The following is a 17,509-nucleotide window of genomic DNA, read 5'->3' as shown; positions in this document are numbered from 1 at the left end:
GCGAAGATAGCTATGCTGATCTAGCAAAAAATTATCTTTATGCGTTAAGGTTAAGGCTCTGATGATGGAGATAAAGGAACAAGGAAATGATGCACTCAGCGCCCCGCTTACAGACCTCACACCGCGTATTTTTGCTCCCTTTTATGATGTTGCTGATGATTGTTGTCCTCAGCGGCTGCGGTGATAAAGAACCCGCACAACGCAAAGCCTTTATAGATTTTCTTCAGTCGCGGATCCTCGATAAACCCGTGCTGGCCGTCCCGCAACTGACCGAAGCGCAGAAAAAAGAGTTTGGCGATTACACTAAAGATTACGCGATTATCACCGGTTTTCATCATCAGATGAATATCGAACTCGATTCTTCGCTGGTGCCGGTTTTTGCCGGTATGAACGGCGTAAACAGCGTCAGTAACCTGCTTGAGCAGCGCGATGATCTGAAGAAAATGGCTGACAGCAGTGAACGATGGAAAGAGAAAATCGTGCTGCTGAAAACCCAGGCCGATACGCAGCATGCAGCGCTGAAACAGCCGGAAGACCTGAAGAAGGTTTACGATCAGGTGTATGAGAAAACCATCGTTAAACCGTCAGCCGTCACTGAGCAGGTGTTTGATTTATTGCCGCAGGTGCTGAACCTGATTGTAGCGAAGGCCGACTTCATCAAAAGTCAGGGCAAAAACGTCACCATCACCGGCAACCGTCTGCAATTCGCCAACCAGAAACAACTGGATAAATACAACGCCATCCAGCAACAACTGGTTCCGCTGAATGCGCAACTGATGCAACTCAGCCGTCAGATGCAGCAAATGGTGCGTTAATCCACCAGACAAAGACCCGCCCGCCGTAAGACGGTTTTTTCATTGCGGTGCTTTTGTTATGGTGTGCGGCAATTAAATAAGGAGACACCTATGAATGACGAGACCCTGAACAAACGTGTTGACCAGCTTGAGCGCGTAAACCGTGAGCTGCTGGTGCAGATTTCCGCCATGCGTCTGCTGTTTGGCAGCGTGGGGAATGTGCTGAATGCCAGCCAGGAAAATGCGTTCACCCTCGCGGTCAATCAGGCGCTGGAAGCCAACCGTGCAGATGTCGCCAATCAGGCCGATCTGGATGATGCCTCACGCAAATTCCGCGAAGACGTCTTCAAATGCACTGAATCCCTGCTGCCGGGTTCACGCTAAGTCAAAGCTCAGGCGCGATGCCTGAGCCTTTTCTCATCCTTCTGGCTGACCGTTTAGCCTCATCCAATCTACAAATTCACCACGCAGTTACGCCCTTTATTTTTGGCCTGATACAGCGCTTTATCCGCGGTTTTCAATGCCCCGTCAATATTGGCTTTTCCGGGATAGAACAGGGTAACGCCGAGTGAAATCGTGACCTGACCGGCCCCCTCAAACTGCTGCATTTCAACCTGCTTGCGCAAACGCTCGGCCAGCCCGGTGGCCTGCGTCAGTGACGCGCCGGGCAGCAGCAGTAAAAATTCCTCGCCACCCATGCGACACAGCAGATCGCCTTCCCGCGAATTACTCAGAATGTGGCGCGCCAGTTGGGTGATCACCCTATCGCCCACGTCATGTCCGAAAGTGTCGTTTACTTTTTTGAAGTGATCGATATCGAGGGTGATGACTGCAACGCGCGACGATTCCTTTAGCTGTTTATCCACCGCCTCATAAAAACCGCGCCGGTTCAGCAGCCCGGTCATCGGGTCGGTATGGGCTTCGGTACTCAGTTGTTCGATACGCTGATGCAACAACCGTATCCCCTGCAACATCACCGTTTTCAGCTTCGATGCTTCGTAATACCAGGCATTGATCTGCTGAATTTCCTCGGAGACATCATGTGAGTCCATGGTGTCAGCCTTTGAGGCAAGCTGTCGCAGCGGCCGCGAAATATAGCGCGTCAGCAGCCAGATGCAGATGAACACCAGAATGACGATCGGCAACGTGTAGATCAAAACCTGCATCATTACGTGATACAGCAGCATCACATCGGCTTTCGCCGGATGCAGCACCAGCACCGTCCAGCCCGCCACCTCCACCGTAGAGAAACCCGCCAGAGATTCTTCGCCTTGCAGGTTTTCCATACGCAAAAAACCCTGCTCCCGTCCGCCCAAAAGTGCCTTGTTCACATGCCCCTGTGGCGCGCTTTCACTCCAGCCTGACGCGTCGCGATACAACACGTCGCCTTCACGGTCGATGACATAGATATAGGCGTCTTTACGGTAATTGCGGGCATTAATCAGCGTATCCACAATGCTGCCTTTGCTCAGGTCAATTTCGGTGGCCAGATACCCGAGATAGCCGCCACGCGCATTACGGATGGGTGAGGAAAGCACAATGATGTGATTATTCTGTGGAGTGAGAAAGGGGGAACTGAGCACCGGATTTTGCGTTTTCAACGCAGCGGTATTGGCATCAGACACCAGTTTTAAACCGACCATCGCCGCAGAGTTTCGTGAAGCCGCACGCACGACGCCGGTGGTATCCACCACCAGCACCGAGCTGAAGCGCTTACTTTGCAACTGCAAACGATCGGCTTCTTCAGTCAGTGCATCAACATTGTTAAACCGCTCGCCGAGTAAATCGGCGCTATAGGCCACCTGCTTGTTTGCGGCATTGAAAAACAAATCAGCCGTCAGCGACAGTCGCGTGGCGAACGACTGACTCGCCCTGAGGGAGGATTCGGTAAGGAGCTTCTTCTCTACCTGAAAAATTGCCAGATAACTGCTGAGCAAGGTGACAAGCGTACTCACCAGTGCAAGAAGCAATATCAGTCTCTTAAGATTAAATGCAAACCGCCGCTGCTGATCCATTCTCTGTCCGTTGAGCTAATGACCCTGAATATTACAGAGGATAGCAGTATGTCCGGCAAGGGTTTTGATATGTCTCAGTCAGGGCAGTTTTGCTTACGATTAACACGGGCGCTTTAGCAGCATTTTTTCCGGATCAGAGCTTGCGTATTAACTTCTGTAAACGCGCCTTCTGCCAGCGCTCCACCGATCCGCGAAAAACAAAAATGCGTAACCCCCGCAACAACACAATGCCGCCCCAGATACACAGGGGCCAGACGAACCAGACTGAATCCGGCGAGGTGTAATGGTTTATCGCGAACAGACCGGCGTTGACCACCGCCCACAACAGAACGGAACGATAAAAACTGCTTTCTTCCGCTACCTGATATCTGGCTTTTTCTATCTGGTCGTCAAGCGCCTGCCCTGAAGCACTGCCCGTTTTCGCATCGTTTTCTGTCAGTTCAGAAACCTTGATATCAAAGGCTGCTGCGATAGCGCCGAGGGTTTCTAGGCTGGCCTGCTCACCATTTTCGATACGCTGCACCGTGCGCACGCTCAGTGAGGAAAGTTCTGCCAGTTGTTCCTGAGACCATGCACGGGAAATGCGAAGTTGCCTGATTTTGCTCTGATTCATAATTTTTACCTGTAGAGTGAATGTTGAACACCCAATCAGCATGCAACGCAGGATCGGAAATCAACACGACAGCAACCTGACACGGACACGACAGCAAACTGACAGTATTAAAAATCAGAAGGTTAGCCGGTAAAATTTACTGTCTACCGCCATCAGCGGGAAGGCTGGCGGCAGATCCGGCACCGTGACTTCCTTAAAACCGTTCTTTTCATAAAAGCGATGCGCCGCCAGAAACTTGTCTGTCGTGCCGAGAAAAATATCTTTCACATTTTTCTCCCGGGCATGATGCAGCAACGTGTTGAGTAACAATGTGGCCACGCCGTACTCCCTGCCACGAAAAGGCGCGCTGACAAACATTTTGCGCAGTGCTGTCTGCGCATTGCCGATATCTTTCAGTCCCAGCGTGCCCACGACTTTCCCTTCATAGCGGGCAACCCAGAAATCCCCGGCGCCGCGCTGATAAAATTGCGGAATGTCATGCAGATCAGGCTGCTGTTCTTCGGTGATGACAATGCCAAATTCCTGATTCTGGATCGGTAAAATCACATCCACCACACCGCGCTGATCGGCGGCAGAAAAGCGTTCAATTAAGACAGAATGACTCATCACACACTCCCTTAGTTAACAACAGATTTAATGAGGACATAGCAGCGCCAGCTCGGGATTTTCAGGGAAAACCCGTTCACTGAGAAAATCAATAAACACCCGCAACTTCGGCGTCATATAACCGCCGGAGGGCCATAAAATGTAAAAATCACCGCTGCGCTTCACGTAATCATCCAGCACGGTCACCAGTTGCCCGCCCGCCAGCTCCTTGCGGATACTGAAATCAGGCAGACAGGCGATGCCCAGCCCCTGCAGGGCAAAACATTGGCGCGTTTCAATATTATTGCAAACCATCGATACCGGCAGCGATAAATCCTGATATTCCGGCAGCGGCCATGGTTCGAGCTTTCCGCTATTAGGAAAGCGAAAATGCAGACAACGGTGTTCAACCAGTTCCTGCGGCTTCGCAGGTGTACCATACTGTTCAAAATAATCCGGCGCGCCGACCAGTAAATGATGAAAAGTACCCAGCTTGCGCATCGACAATCGCGAATCAGCCAGTTGGCCGGTGCGCACCACGGCATCAAACCCCTCTTCCACCACATCAACGATGCGGTCGGTGAAATCCAGATCCAGCCCGATATCGGGATAACGACGCATAAACTCGCCCAGCACCGGCAAGAGTAGCGTGCTGACCTGAGGCAAACTCAGCCGCAACCTGCCGCGCGGACTTTCCGCCAGTTGCGACAGCTCGCTTTCTGCCGCCTCGAGTTCCGCCACGATGCGCCGGCAGCGTTCGAGGAACAGCGTCCCTTCGACGGTCAGCGTCACGCTGCGGGTGCTGCGGTGAAACAGCCGCACATTCAGCCTGGTCTCCATGCGCGCAATGCTTTTACCCACCGCCGACGCCGATACGCCTAAAATTCGCCCGGCTGCCACAAAACTGCGGGTTTCTGCCACCTGTACAAAGGTATTCAGGCTACTGAGATTTTCCATTACTGCCCCCGATTACGGACATCATCGTCCGTATATTATGGAAACCTACCCTACTTTTTCCTCACTGAGGAGATCTCTATCGTGATTTAACACTTTCTGAAGCTGAGATATCCCATGAATTCCACTGCGTTGAAATCCCGACTTGATTGCGTTATCGCTCAGGCTATTCAGTCACAAAGACTGATCGGTGCCGTTGTCATGGTCGCCCTTCACGGCGAGGTGGTTTACCACCAGGCTGCCGGTTTTGCCGACCGGGAAAGCCACCAACCGATGACTGAAAATACGCTTTTCCGTCTGGCATCGGTCAGCAAGCCGATTGTGTCCACCGTGGCAATGGCACTGATCACCCAGGGGAAGCTGGCGCTGGATGACGATATTCAGACAGGGTTGCCGCAGTTTCGCCCTACCCTGCCAGACGGACAACCGGCACGCATCACGGTACGGCAGTTATTAAGTCATACCGCCGGGCTGAGTTACCGCTTTTTTGAGCCGGACGAAAACGGCCCTTATGCCCGCGCAGGGGTTTCTGACGGAATGGACAGCAGCAGCATTTCGCTGGCGGAAAATCTGCGACGTTTATCGGACGTGCCTTTGCTGTATACACCGGGCACGTCGTGGGGGTATTCGCTGGCCGTGGACGTGCTGGGCGCAGTGCTGGAACAGGTCTGCAAACAACCGCTCGCTGAAGTGGTAAAAACGCAACTGACCGACCCGCTGAGCATGCATGACACAGGTTTCTTCGCACATGACCCGGCGCGGCTGGCTACGCCGTATGTCAGTGATGTGCCACAGCCCCATCGTCTGCGTGAAGGCGAAAAAGTCGCCGCTTTCGACAATACCGTGGGAATTGAATACTCACCTTCGCGCGCACTCGATGCCCAGGCTTATCCTTCCGGCGGCGCGGGTATGGTCAGCAGCGCGGCTGACGTACTGAAGATGCTGGAAATGTTGCGTCTTGGCGGCGCTCCGTTGATCTCGTCCGCGCTGGTCGATGAAATGGGACGAGATCAAACTCGCGGAGCTGAACTGCCGGAATCCCCGGGTCTGGGCTTTGGTTTAGGTTTTTCGGTATTACGTGACCCGCAGGCTGCCGCTTCACCGGAATCAACCGGCACGTGGCGCTGGGGCGGGGCTTACGGTCATTCCTGGTTCGTTGACCGTACCGCCGGACTGAGCGTCGTTGCCTTGACCAATACCCTGTATGAAGGCATGTCTGGCACGTTCGTCACTGAACTGCGCGATGCGGTGTATGGAGCGCAGTCATGAATTCCATTGCCTTGAAATCTCCCCTGCCACTTTCAGCTTTACTGGCGATGGCACTGACCGGCTTTATCGCCATCATGACCGAAACCTTGCCCGCCGGATTGCTACCTCAAATTGCAGCGGATCTTAATGTGTCACCGGCGATGGCCGGGCAACTGGTGACGCTGTATGCCGCCGGTTCGCTGATGGCCGTCATCCCGCTGGCGGCACTGACACGGGGCTGGAACCGCCGCACTGCATTGCTGACGGCAATCTTTGGCTTTCTGATTTTTAATACCCTCACCACCTTCTCGACGAATTATGTCCTGACGCTCTTCGCCCGCTGGGTGGCCGGCGCGGCGGCAGGGCTGGCGTGGGGGTTACTGGCCGGTTATGCACGGCGGATGGTCCCGGTGCATCAGCAAGGGCGTGCGTTGTCGGTGGCGATGGTCGGCACACCTCTGGCGCTATCTGTCGGCGTTCCGCTGGGCACCTGGATGGGTTCCGCGCTCGGATGGCGCATGGCATTCGGCGTGATGTCCGCCATCACGTTGCTGCTGATTGTCTGGGTGGTGAAAAAAGTACCGGACTATCCGGGGCAGGCCGCAGGGGAACGCCAGCCTTTAAGACAGGTAATGATGATGCCCGGCGTGCGCAGTATTCTGATGGTGATCCTGCTGTGGATGCTGGCGCACAACCTGCTTTATACCTACATCGTGCCGTTCCTGCGCCTGTCCGGGCTTGATGCACGGGCCGATCAGATATTGCTGGTTTTCGGCCTCGGCGCGCTGGCAGGCATTGGTATCACCGGCATGCTGGTGGATAAACATTTGCGGCGCACCCTGCTGGTCAGCCTGATAGCCTTTGCCCTGCTATCACTCGTGCTGGCGCTGAGCCGCTTTTCGCCGCTGACCGTGACATTGTGTGTCGCGCTGTGGGGGTTGACGTTTGGTGGTGCAGCAACCTTGCTGCAAACGGCGATTGCTGACGCTACCGGTGAACATGCCGATATGGCGCAATCGATGGTGGTCGTGGCGTGGAATCTGGCGATTGCCAGTGGCGGGGTAACCGGTGGGATCCTGCTGGAAACCGCGGGCATTGCAGTCTTTCCGTGGGCCATGCAGTTGCTTATCGTCGCCGGGCTGATTATTGCCGTTTGCGCCCGCAAGAACGGTTTCCGCCCGGGAGCCCGTCATGAAGAAATAGCACTAATGCCGGAGGAGCAGAAACGGGATCAAAGTTTCGAATCAGGCGAAAAGGTATAATCTCTAAACCTTTCCGGAACCAGAATGCTGAAGCCGCTCCCGATGCGGCTTATTCTCGCAAAGTAAAAATCAGGTAATTCAGAATCAATGGGAATCATGGAAGTACGCAATAAAGCCGTTATACTTTTGTCAGTTATTGCCATCGCAGCCTTACTGTTGATGGCGTTTGAATGGCTCACCGATCAGACCGTTCCTGAACTGAAAGAACATGTTGTCCACTATGTTGATCAGCACATGGCGCACTCAATGTCCGGATTGCAGGAGGAGAAATGGTAACCAAACGGATGATGACCAAGCACTGGAAAATGGTCGTAGTACTGCTGTGTATCTGTGGCGCACTGATGCTGTTACGCTGGGCGGCGATGATCTGGGGGTAAAGTATTGCAAATTATCCCGCTTAAAACTGCTTAAATAAGCATCATTCCGGTCAGAGGGTTGAAACCTTCCGCTACGCGAGCCAGAATATCCTGAGTGATTTTTAAGAGCCCGTTCTCCCGTTTATGAAAATACTAAAACCTCGTCGTCCGCATGGGCGATGGACTTATTACATCATGCATGAAGACATTCTGTGGCCCTGCCCGGTTCGCTGGGAGTGGGAGAATGGCTACGGTGGCTGGCTGCCTTTTTATTACTCACCGACGCTGGAATTTGTGGCTGGCGATCCGGACAAAGCCACCAAAGTGGCGGGCAACAAGGCCCGCACGCTACATAAACTCGTCAGAATTCATGAGCACGAATGCTGATTTTCGTCTTCAGGTATGCGTTACGCGCTTTCGATTAATCCGCTGGCACGTAACACCCGACGCTTCACCGCATCCGGTAAAACGGCATTCATTCCCCCGACACATCCCAGACTGAACCAGTGACGCGCACGGGTAATGCCGGTGTAAATCAGCTCGCGCGTGAGGATCGGACTGAGATTCTCCGGCAGCAGCAGCGCGGTATGGGTAAATTCGGATCCCTGTGATTTGTGCACCGTCATGGCAAATACGGTTTCCACCGCCTGCAAACGCCCCGGCATCACCCAGCGGATATCCTGCGTACCGTCTCCGGCCAGAAACGCCACTCGCAGGGTCGGCACCACAGTACCATCGGCAAGACGATGCGGGATCTCCAGCGTGATGCCGATATCGCCGTTCATCAGACGCTGGCTGTAATCATTGCGGGTCACCAGCACCGGACGCCCCGGATACCAGCCGATCGACGCCTTAAGCAACCCTTCCTTTCGCAAGATGTCGGCGATGCGCTGATTCAGTTCTTCCACACCCCAGCGCCCGCCACGTAAGGCGCACAGCAGCTGGAACTGGCTGTAGGCCAGAAGCACTCTGGCCGCCCAGCGGTTGAAGGCTTCCGGCGGTTCATTGTCTGCCGGTCGCGCCTGGATCATCACGTTGAGATAATGTTGATAGCCGACCGGAGGTTCTACGCCTTCGCGTCTGGCCGCCGCCGGGAACTGCTTCGTGCCGCCCTTCACCACCCAGTCGCGCAGTTCAGCATCATCGTCAGTGCTCAATGTCAGTTGCGCCAGGTCAGCGTATCCATGTTTCCAGACCTGTTTCAGCGCTTTCACATCCCCGTCATTTACTGCTTCCGCTAACTGACCAATGCCGCTTTGTGCATCAAAACGGTAACTGTGGCGCAGCATCACTACAGCCTGATCCATCGCCGTACCCTGGGGATCAACCAGCGAATCCGGGACCTGTTCGCCGGTCACGCTTTGCAACCAGTCGCGGGTATGCGGCAGATAATGGCCGCCGTTGGCGCGCTGACATAACTCGCTCAGTAATGCCCCCGCCTCCACCGACGCCAGTTGATCTTTATCGCCGAGCAGGATCAGACGCGCCTGTTCCGGGAGTGCCGCCAGCAACGCGGCCATCATTTCCAGATCGACCATTGACGCTTCATCAACCACCAGCACATCCAGCATCAGCGGGTTGCCCGGATGATGGCGAAAATGCCGCGTATCGGGGCGGCTGCCGAGCAGACGGTGCAGTGTCACCACATCGGTGTTGATACTTTCTCGCACCGCATTACCGTTGCCGAGCGCACTGAGATCCAGCTTCGATACCGCACCGGCAATTGATTCATTGAGTCTTGCTGCCGCCTTGCCGGTCGGCGCGGCCAGTCTGATGCGCAGTGGCTGACCATTTTCCTCCAGCGCCAGCGTCTGTAACAACGCCAGCAGACGCACCACCGTGGTGGTTTTACCGGTGCCCGGCCCGCCGGTAATAATGCTGAACGCACTGCCCGCCGCCAGCGCGCAGGCCACTTTCTGCCAGTTGGCGATATCAGATTTCGCATCCGCCGGGAATAACGCCGTCAGCGGCGCACGCAAAGATTCCACCGGCAAAGTGTGCAGCGCACTGCGCGCCAGACGTTGTTCAATTGCCGCCCGCACATTCTGTTCGTACTGCCAGTAACGGCGCAGATACAGCCGCTGGCCGGTCAGCACCAGCGGCGAATTACCTTCGTGGTGTCCGACCAGCGTCGGGTGCACCAGCGCCGCCAGCCATTCCTGCAAACTCAGGTCGTCGAGCACGGCCGCCGGACGGATCACCGCGCCGTCAGCGTGATCGCCTTCCGGTGGCAGCGAGAGTGAGAATGCGCTGTCATCAAGCGTGGCCTGCAAATCCAGACACACATGACCGCGCCCTAACTGATAGCTGGTCAGTGCGGTCGCCAGCAACAATAACGGATGCGCGTCCGGCGCTTCTTTTGCCAGAAACGTCACCAGTGCGCGATCGAGTTCGCGCAGCCAGCCACATTCCACCCAGCTCGCCAGCAGTTGTGCGATATCTTCACGGCTGTTGATTTTCATGCGTGTTCCTCCGTGCCGCTGAACAGAGCGTCGAGTTGTTCCATTAATGCTTTGTCCGGCCGCTGAACGCAGACGCCGTTACCCGGCGCGTGGCTGCCGCGCAGGAATAAATACACCGCGCCGCCGATATGCCGGTCGTAGTCATAATCCGGTATGCGGGATTTCAGCAGACGATGCAGCGCAAACAGATACAGCGAGAACTGCAAATCGTAGCGGTGCTCGCGCATTGACTGCGTCATATTTTCCTGGTCATAACCGCTGGCATCGTCTCCGAGCCAGTTGGATTTATAATCCAGCACGTAATAACGCCCGTCATGTTCAAACACCAGATCGATAAAGCCTTTCAGCATGCCGTTGAGATCTTCCGCCAGCAGCGGCGCACGCTCCGCGCCCTCAAGCGTGTATTGCTGAACCAGCTTGTCGAGGCGAACAGTTGAGACCTTTGTCAGCGAGAACCAGAACTCCATTTCAACCTGATAAGGCGGCAGTTCCGCCAGCGTGAAGGTTTCACCGTCCGGCAGGGCTAACGGCTGCGTCAGTAACGCGGTCAGCCAGCCGGAAAGCGGTACGATCCACTTTTCCCAGCCGCGCGTATTACAACGCCGCGCGACCTGATCGGCGATTTTCGCCGGATCCTTCGCCAGTGCCGCAAACCCTTCGTCGCCCGCCCATTCCAGCAAACCGTGCAGGAAATTACCCGGCGCAGGGCCGCGCGGAAACGCATACAAATTCTCACCGGTCATCGGTTGCAAAAGCCCGGGCACCGGCTCTTTGTCTTCCACAAATACTTTCTGATCTTCTAAATAGCTGTCCTGAGCTGCGCTTTCGATCTCACCACGAGGCTCCCGGTTCAGGGTCTCCGGCACCATGTAGCTGCCTGCCGGTGCGATTTGCAGGCCGGAGAAACTCGACACCCACCAGCGCGGCCCTTTATGCGTTCGCAGCGGAGGACGCGGCCCGAGTTCCGGTAACAACTGCTCACTGCGATAGATTGCGCCATCCGTAACAGGCAGCGGCCAGGCGCGAATAGTGTCTGTTTCCAGTGCCTGCAAACTGGCGGGCAGCGCATCTGCATCGATCGCGTCGCCGCCGTGGAACAGATAGCCGGAGGCGCTCTTTTCGAATTCTTTCAGCGGAGCCATGCCCAGCCACAGCGCGTAACGCGAGCGGGTCATCGCGACGTAGAACTTACGCAGGTCTTCCCCCAGACGCTCGCGATCGGCCTGCGCCAGTTGTTCATCCGTCGCGCTCAGCGCCACTTCCAGTTCACCTTCCGCCGTGTGCCATTTCAGCGGTGAGTCCTGTTTTTTCACCGCGCGGAAAGCACAGGCGAAAGGCAGGAATACCAGCGGATATTCCAGCCCTTTGGACTTATGCACCGTGACCACTTTCACCAGTTCTGCATCGCTTTCGAGACGCAGTTTGCGCGCATCGCCCCCCTGATGTTCATCCTGACACTGTTCCGCCAGATAGCGGATCAGCGCGTGCTCGCCGTCGAGCTGAACGCTGGCCTGTTGTAGCAGTTCAGAAAGATGCAGCAGGTCGGTCAGCGCACGTTCGTCACCACGGCCGAGCAGACGGCGCGGCACGTCGAATTCCCACATCAGACGGCGCAGCATCGGCAGAATGCCCTGTTTGCGCCAGCAGGTACGCAGCGCCTGAAACTGCTGAACGTAGCGCTCCCACTCGTTTTCATCCTGATTGAGCCGGTCCAGCGCTTCCCAGCTCAGGTTCAGCGAAGGTGTCGCGAGGGCCGCGCGCAGTAACCGGTCGTTTTCCGGCGCAGCACAAGCCGCCAGCCAGTATTGCAATTCGCCCGCCTGCGCACTTTCAAAAATCGATTCTTTATCGGAAAGATACACACTGCGCACGCCGCGTTTCGACAGCGCAACGCGCACTGCGGTCGCTTCCCGCCCGGTGTTCACCAGCACCGCGATATCGCCGGGCATTACTGGCTTCAGCGTTTCGCCGGGCAGGCCAAAACCGGCAGAACCTTGCTGGCCGAGGCGCAGCAGGCGAACAATTTCCGTGGCGCAGCCGTCGGCCATCATCTGGACATACTGGTTTTTCGGCAATACTTCCGCCTGATTCTCCGGATACCACAGCGTCAGCGCAGCGGCTTCGGCATCATCAATTACCAGCGTATCGGCGCGTCCTTTGGCTTCTACCGGCAGGAACGGCACCTGATTTTCAGCGCCGCGCCGGAACAGGAACGCGCCCTCGCCGGACTTGCGATTTTCGGCCAGTTCAAACACCTGATTCACTGACGCCACCATCGCACGGGTAGAACGGAAGTTGGTCGCCAGCGTGTAGTGGCGGCCACCGGTATCACGACGGGCGCGCAGATAAGTATAAATATCGGCACCACGAAAGGCGTAAATCGCCTGTTTCGGGTCGCCGATCAGGATCAGCCCCTGCTCCGGCGCATTTTCCGCCACACGGTAAACGGCGTCGAAAATGCGGTATTGCAGCGGATCGGTATCCTGAAATTCGTCGATCATCGCCACCGGGAATTGCGTACGGATGATCTCCGCCAGTCGTGCGCCGTTGTCGCTGCTGAGCGCAGCGTCCAGACGGGTCAGCAAATCGTTGAAACCCATTTGCGCGCGCTTTTGCTGCTCGAGGTCAAAACGATTTTTTATCCAGCGGCAGGCATGTTGCAGTAAACCGCTGCGGGCATCCGGCAAACTTTCCAGCCGGGTTTTCAGGGTTTCCATTGCCGAAATGGCCGGATGGACGGGCGCAACGCCCTGCTTCCAGCCTTCGTCTAAGCCTGCCGGTGTCAGGCGGGTCCAGCCGGTTTTGAGATCCGGGATTATTTCGTCGCTGGTTGCCCAGGCGTGAAGTTTATCCAGCCACGGATTGAAATATCGCGCCTGAATTTTCCCATTCACCGCTTTCGCTGCTACCGCGCCTTCGAGCATTGTGCGCAGTTCCTGCGTCCATTGCGGCCAGTCTTGTTTCAGCGCAGCCAGTTCCGCCGCTTTCAGGTTATTCACCGTTTCACATACTTCGGCAGGCGTCTGATCTGAGCCTAACTCTCCGGCATATTCCAGCAGCGGCATCACGCTGCGGTGTAAGTCTTCCGGTGAGCGCCACCAGCCGCGCAACATACGGATTTCCTGCTCACCGAGCGGGAAATAGAAACTGCGCCAGTAATCGCGCACCACGTTCATCAGCAGTTCGGTCTGGTCGGTTTCCAGCGTCTGGGTAAACAGGCTGTCGCTGTCGAATGCGTGCTCGCCAAGCATGCGGTTACACCAGCCGTGAATAGTGGAAACGGCAGATTCATCCATCCATTCCGCCGCCAGTTGCAGCTTGCGGGCACAGCCCGGCCATTGCTCAGGCGTATATTCCGCACGCAAATTTTGCAAAAATTCGTCGCTGTCATTTTCCGCGTCAGGATTTCCTAAAAAATACCCCGCCGCTTGCGATAAACGCGCACGGATGCGATCGCGCAGTTCTTTGGTTGCGGCATCGGTAAAGGTCACCACCAGAATTTCCGGCGGCGTCAGCGGGCGGCTGAAGGCGTTATCGCCGCCGTGTCCGAGCACCAGCCGCACATACAGCGCGGCGATGGTGAAAGTTTTGCCGGTACCCGCGCTGGCTTCAATCAGGCGGCTTCCCGTCAGCGGAAAGTTCAGCACATTCAATGCTGATGGCAGACGTTGTTCCGTCATTCCTTGTCTCCTTTCTTACTGCGGGAAAGATAATTGATCAACGGTGCCAGTAGCACATCGGCCAGCCGGGCAAATTCACCGTCAGACCAGAGTGCGGCAAAGTCCGGCCACGCGCGGGCCAGGTACGCATTGCTGTCACGCTCACCAAATTTCATGTTGGCCGGATCGTGATTTTCGTAGCTGTCGCGGGCGGCAAGCCAGGCATCGCTGTCCGTTGCGCTGTGCGCCGTGCCCTCTTTTTTCAGCCAGACAAAGGCTGTTTTTACCGCCAGCGGCAACGGCCGCAACTGCCCGATTTTCCACGTTTCAATCAGCGTGTCCCACAGTTCGCGCGCATAAGCGATCTCCAGCGGCGGTAATTCGGCGGTGCCGTTTTTGCTGACGATAAAGGTGTGCATTGGCTGTCCGTCAAGATGCCCCGCAAGATGCGCAACCCAGTAAGGCAGCAGCCGGTCAAAGCGGTAAGCGCGATCTTTTATGATGCCGGTACTTTCCAGCACCACGCGGGCACGGCCGCCCGCAGCATTTGCCCGCAGTTCGCTCAGCCAGTCGGAGAACATCACACCACCGGTTTTATCTTCCAGCGCCTCATTCGCCAGCGGCTGAGGCCATGCATCGAGAACCTGCTGATAGCTGGCAAACAAGGTATCCATCGGTTCGGCCAGATCGTCACTCAGCACCGCAGCAAATTCGCCCGGTGCCAGCTCGCCGCGTCGTTCAATACGTTCGAGTTGCTGACGTAAAACGTCCTGACGCGAAACGCCCGCTTCCAGCGCCCATTTTTGCGCGCGGATCAGCTCATCCTGCAACCGCCAGTTTTCCAGCGCATTGATGTCGAACGGCTCCTGATCTTCGCTGCCCGGATCTTCCAGCTCAAAGTAGATATTCAGCCGCTGGCGGAAGAAACTGCGCACCGGATCCGACAGGAAATCCGACAACTGACGCAGCGTCAGTGCGCCTTCCTGTTCCACCGGTTGCAGCGGTTGCGCTGCCACGGCAGCGGCTTCCGCTTCCAGCCCGGCGCGCCATTCGTGGGCATAACTAAACAGCGGGCTGCCCTGACTGAAATAGTCGCGGTTGAACGGTTGCAGACGATGTTCGGTGGTCAGGGCGTGCAGTAAATCTTCGCCACTTTGTGCTTTCCAGCCTGCCGCCAGATGGTCGCGCAACTGCGCCACCAGCACCGAAGGCGGGCGCTCGGTGTTGTCATGAATGCTGCGCCCCACCCAGCTAATGTGTAAGCGTTCACGCGCAGAAAGCAGGGCTTCGAGGAACAGATAACGGTCATCTTCACGGCGTGAACGGTCGCCCGGGCGGTAATCGCGCCCCATGAGGTCGAAATCCATCGGTACACGGTTACGCGGATAATCACCGTCGTTCATCCCCAGCAGATGCACGTGGCGGAAAGGAATGGCACGCATCGGCATCAACGTGGCGAACGTCACCGCGCCGCCGAAAAACGGCTGGGTCAGACCCGACTGGTCGAACTGCGCCAGCCAGTGATCGCGAACCACCGACAGCGGCAGTTCGGCCTGTAAATCTACGCTTTCACAGGCTTCGAGCCAGATTTCCAGCTCACCGTGCAGACGCACTAAAATAAAGCCATCTTCACCGTCATCCTCGCTAAAGTATTGAGAAAGGATATGACGCAGACGCCTGCCCCACTCCTGCGGAGGCGCAGGTTCACGTAGCTGACGCCAGGTGTCATCCAGGCAGTTCAGCAGATGTGACAGCGGGCCAATCAGTGCCGCATCCAGCCCGCCGATTTCATCCAGCGGCTCGATGTTTTTCCAGGCTTCGCCGCTGCCCACCGCATAGCCCAGCAACATGCGTTGCAGACCAAAGAACCAGCTGTTTTGTTCCGGTGATAACGGCAGTTCGAGGCTCTGGCGCTGCTCGGCATGCAGCCCCCAGCGCACGTTGGCGGCTCTGATCCAGCGGTGCAGCAGCGGCAGTTGTTCTTCTTCAATCCCGAAACGCTGACGCACCGACGGCACATCGAGTAAATCCAGCAAATCACTGACCGCAAAACGCGACTGTGGCAGTTCCAGCAAACTTTCCAGCGCACCGAGTAACGGATTATTCTGGCGCGGTCCCTGATCGGCAACGGTGAACGGGATATAACGCGGATCACTGCGCTCCATCAGGCCAAACACCGCCTGAATGTGCGGCGCATAACCGTTGATATCCGGCACCATCACGATAATGTCACGCGCTTTCAGCGTCGGATCTGCGGCCAGCGCCGCCAGCAGGCGGTCATGCAGCACTTCCACTTCGCGCTGGGCGCTGTGGGTAATAAAGAAACGCAGGGAATCGTCATGCTGAACGTCAGCGGCAGGCCATTCATCGATGGTTTCAGCCAGCGGGCGCAGCTGCAAAATGTCTTCCTGCAACTGATGCAACAGGGTATCGGTGCCGTTTGAGGTAAAGAGGTCGATGCGCGGGATCACCGGCGCCAGTTGCGCCGCATAGGATTCGTGGTTGTCGTATTCATTCAGCAAACCGATATAGTCACGCCCCTGCTTGCCCCATGCCGCCAGCAACGGATGCGCATGCTGATGGAGCTCATCTTCGGCAATGACCTGCGGCATGCCCGGCTTACGCAACTGACGTATCCGCTCTGCGCGCAGCAAATCTTTATCAGCAATGATATCGCTCCAGTCGTGCTCGCACGGGTTATGCACACACATAAAGATGTGTGTCCAGCGTCCCAGCACGGCCAGCACTTCAAGGGATTGTTGCGGTAACGAGGAGATGCCAAAAACCACCAGCCGCGCCGGTAAACCGGCCGGGCGCTGGTCTTCAGGAATAGTTTGCGCATAGTGCAGGAAACGCTGATGCAGCGCCGCACGGCTGGTGTTGCGCTCGTTTTCAGGTACATCCGCCAGCAGCGCGCGCCACAGTTGCGGCTGCCACAGCAGGTTTTCCGGCAAGGGCTCGCTGCCTTTACGGCTGGTGCGCAGAACGTCCAGACCGTTGCCCCAGTCTTCCAGCCAGTCAGCACGGTAAACCTGATACTGATCGAATAAATCCGCCAGACGCTGCGCCAGCTGATGCAATTTACGCATATCGCCGTCATCTTTTAAGAAACGGGCCAGCGGCGCAAAAACGGGTTCGGCAAGCAGTTCGGGTAACAGGCGGATCAGGCGCCAGGTCAGCAGCGGACGGTCAAAAGGCGACGATTCCGGCACCTGTTCTTTGCCGAGCACCGCGCGGTACACCTGCCAGAAAAAACGTGCCGGAAGTTTGATATCCAGCGCCGCCGCAATTCCGCAGCCACCGTCGGCCACATCACGCGCCAGCGCCAGTTTCAGCCACTGGTTGATGCCGTTGCTCTGCACCAGAATCACTTCATTTTCCAGCGGCGACAGCGGATGCGCTGCCATCCACGAGACCAGCACGTCCCTCAGCGTTTCTGAGTGATTTCCGTGTAATACCATCAAACCTGAATTCACGCCCGCATCCCTTTTTTCGCCTGTCAGGGTTGAGATTTTGCGTTGATTTGGAAAGGATTGAAAGGACAGAAAAGAAAAGAGGCAG

The 17,509-nt window shown here is 56.4% G+C and carries 14 protein-coding genes; 7 read left to right on the top strand and 7 right to left on the bottom strand.

Annotated features, from left to right (window positions below; genetic code table 11):
* Positions 1-86 precede the first annotated feature (86 nt).
* Both GW591_RS00635 and GW591_RS00630 read left to right on the top strand, forming a co-directional pair.
* Positions 87-815, top strand: a complete 729-nt coding sequence (locus GW591_RS00635) for a DUF3053 domain-containing protein (RefSeq protein ID WP_013574334.1) — start codon at positions 87-89, stop codon at positions 813-815.
* 90 nt (positions 816-905) lie between these two features.
* Positions 906-1,178, top strand: a complete 273-nt coding sequence (locus tag GW591_RS00630; RefSeq protein WP_015689466.1) for a hypothetical protein — start codon at positions 906-908, stop codon at positions 1,176-1,178.
* A 68-nt stretch (positions 1,179-1,246) separates the two neighbouring features.
* Here GW591_RS00630 and GW591_RS00625 read toward each other — a convergent pair whose 3' ends face one another.
* The 4 genes from GW591_RS00625 to GW591_RS00610 all read right to left on the bottom strand — a co-directional run bounded on the left by GW591_RS00625 (position 1,247) and on the right by GW591_RS00610 (position 4,964).
* A complete protein-coding gene (locus GW591_RS00625) occupies positions 1,247-2,809 on the bottom strand; it encodes a sensor domain-containing diguanylate cyclase (RefSeq protein ID WP_013574333.1) in 1,563 nt (520 codons plus the stop codon).
* A 133-nt stretch (positions 2,810-2,942) separates the two neighbouring features.
* The gene (locus tag GW591_RS00620) at positions 2,943-3,422 is read right to left on the bottom strand and encodes a 2TM domain-containing protein (protein WP_013574332.1); all 480 of its coding nucleotides are present in this window, start codon (positions 3,420-3,422) and stop codon (positions 2,943-2,945) included.
* 114 nt (positions 3,423-3,536) lie between these two features.
* Positions 3,537-4,028, bottom strand: a complete 492-nt coding sequence (locus GW591_RS00615; protein WP_013574331.1) for a GNAT family N-acetyltransferase — start codon at positions 4,026-4,028, stop codon at positions 3,537-3,539.
* A 27-nt stretch (positions 4,029-4,055) separates the two neighbouring features.
* Complete coding sequence (locus tag GW591_RS00610; protein ID WP_013574330.1) at positions 4,056-4,964, bottom strand: LysR family transcriptional regulator; 909 nt, start codon at positions 4,962-4,964, stop codon at positions 4,056-4,058.
* Between the two features lie 114 nt (positions 4,965-5,078).
* Between GW591_RS00610 and GW591_RS00605 the strand changes: the two genes are divergently transcribed.
* The 5 genes from GW591_RS00605 (at position 5,079) to GW591_RS00585 (ending at position 8,214) form a co-directional block, all read left to right on the top strand.
* Complete coding sequence (locus GW591_RS00605; RefSeq protein WP_112197202.1) at positions 5,079-6,230, top strand: serine hydrolase domain-containing protein; 1,152 nt, start codon at positions 5,079-5,081, stop codon at positions 6,228-6,230.
* Entirely contained in the window at positions 6,227-7,471 is a 1,245-nt protein-coding gene (locus tag GW591_RS00600) for an MFS transporter (protein ID WP_112151303.1), read from the top strand. The genes GW591_RS00605 and GW591_RS00600 overlap by 4 nt, the downstream gene beginning before the upstream one ends.
* 96 nt (positions 7,472-7,567) lie before the next feature.
* On the top strand, positions 7,568-7,747 hold the full coding sequence (locus tag GW591_RS00595) for a hypothetical protein (RefSeq protein ID WP_223509705.1): 180 nt from the start codon (positions 7,568-7,570) through the stop codon (positions 7,745-7,747).
* A complete protein-coding gene (gene yniD / locus GW591_RS00590) occupies positions 7,741-7,848 on the top strand; it encodes a small membrane protein YniD (RefSeq protein ID WP_013574326.1) in 108 nt (35 codons plus the stop codon). Before GW591_RS00595 ends, yniD begins: the two co-directional genes overlap by 7 nt.
* Positions 7,849-8,022: 174 nt before the next feature.
* Positions 8,023-8,214: a hypothetical protein gene (locus GW591_RS00585; RefSeq protein ID WP_013574325.1), complete on the top strand. Its 192-nt coding sequence runs from the start codon at positions 8,023-8,025 to the stop codon at positions 8,212-8,214.
* Between the two features lie 20 nt (positions 8,215-8,234).
* On the opposite strand, the gene recD is transcribed toward GW591_RS00585, so the two are convergent.
* From recD to recC, 3 genes are read right to left on the bottom strand one after another with little or no spacing between them, the layout of a single operon-like run.
* Positions 8,235-10,289 (bottom strand): exodeoxyribonuclease V subunit alpha, encoded by a 2,055-nt coding sequence (gene recD / locus GW591_RS00580; protein ID WP_126124663.1) that lies wholly within the window; start codon positions 10,287-10,289, stop codon positions 8,235-8,237.
* Positions 10,286-13,969, bottom strand: coding sequence for an exodeoxyribonuclease V subunit beta (gene recB, locus GW591_RS00575; RefSeq protein ID WP_153374814.1), 3,684 nt, complete (start codon positions 13,967-13,969; stop codon positions 10,286-10,288). Before recB ends, recD begins: the two co-directional genes overlap by 4 nt.
* Positions 13,966-17,424: an exodeoxyribonuclease V subunit gamma gene (recC, locus tag GW591_RS00570; protein WP_126124662.1), complete on the bottom strand. Its 3,459-nt coding sequence runs from the start codon at positions 17,422-17,424 to the stop codon at positions 13,966-13,968. Before recC ends, recB begins: the two co-directional genes overlap by 4 nt.
* Between the last annotated feature and the right edge of the window lie 85 nt (positions 17,425-17,509).

This window comes from Rahnella aceris, from assembly GCF_011684115.1.
In the GTDB taxonomy this organism is placed as follows: Bacteria; Pseudomonadota; Gammaproteobacteria; order Enterobacterales; family Enterobacteriaceae; genus Rahnella; species Rahnella aceris.
The sequence above is the reverse complement of the archived record's forward strand: the minus strand, read 5'-3'. Positions and strand labels throughout refer to the sequence as shown.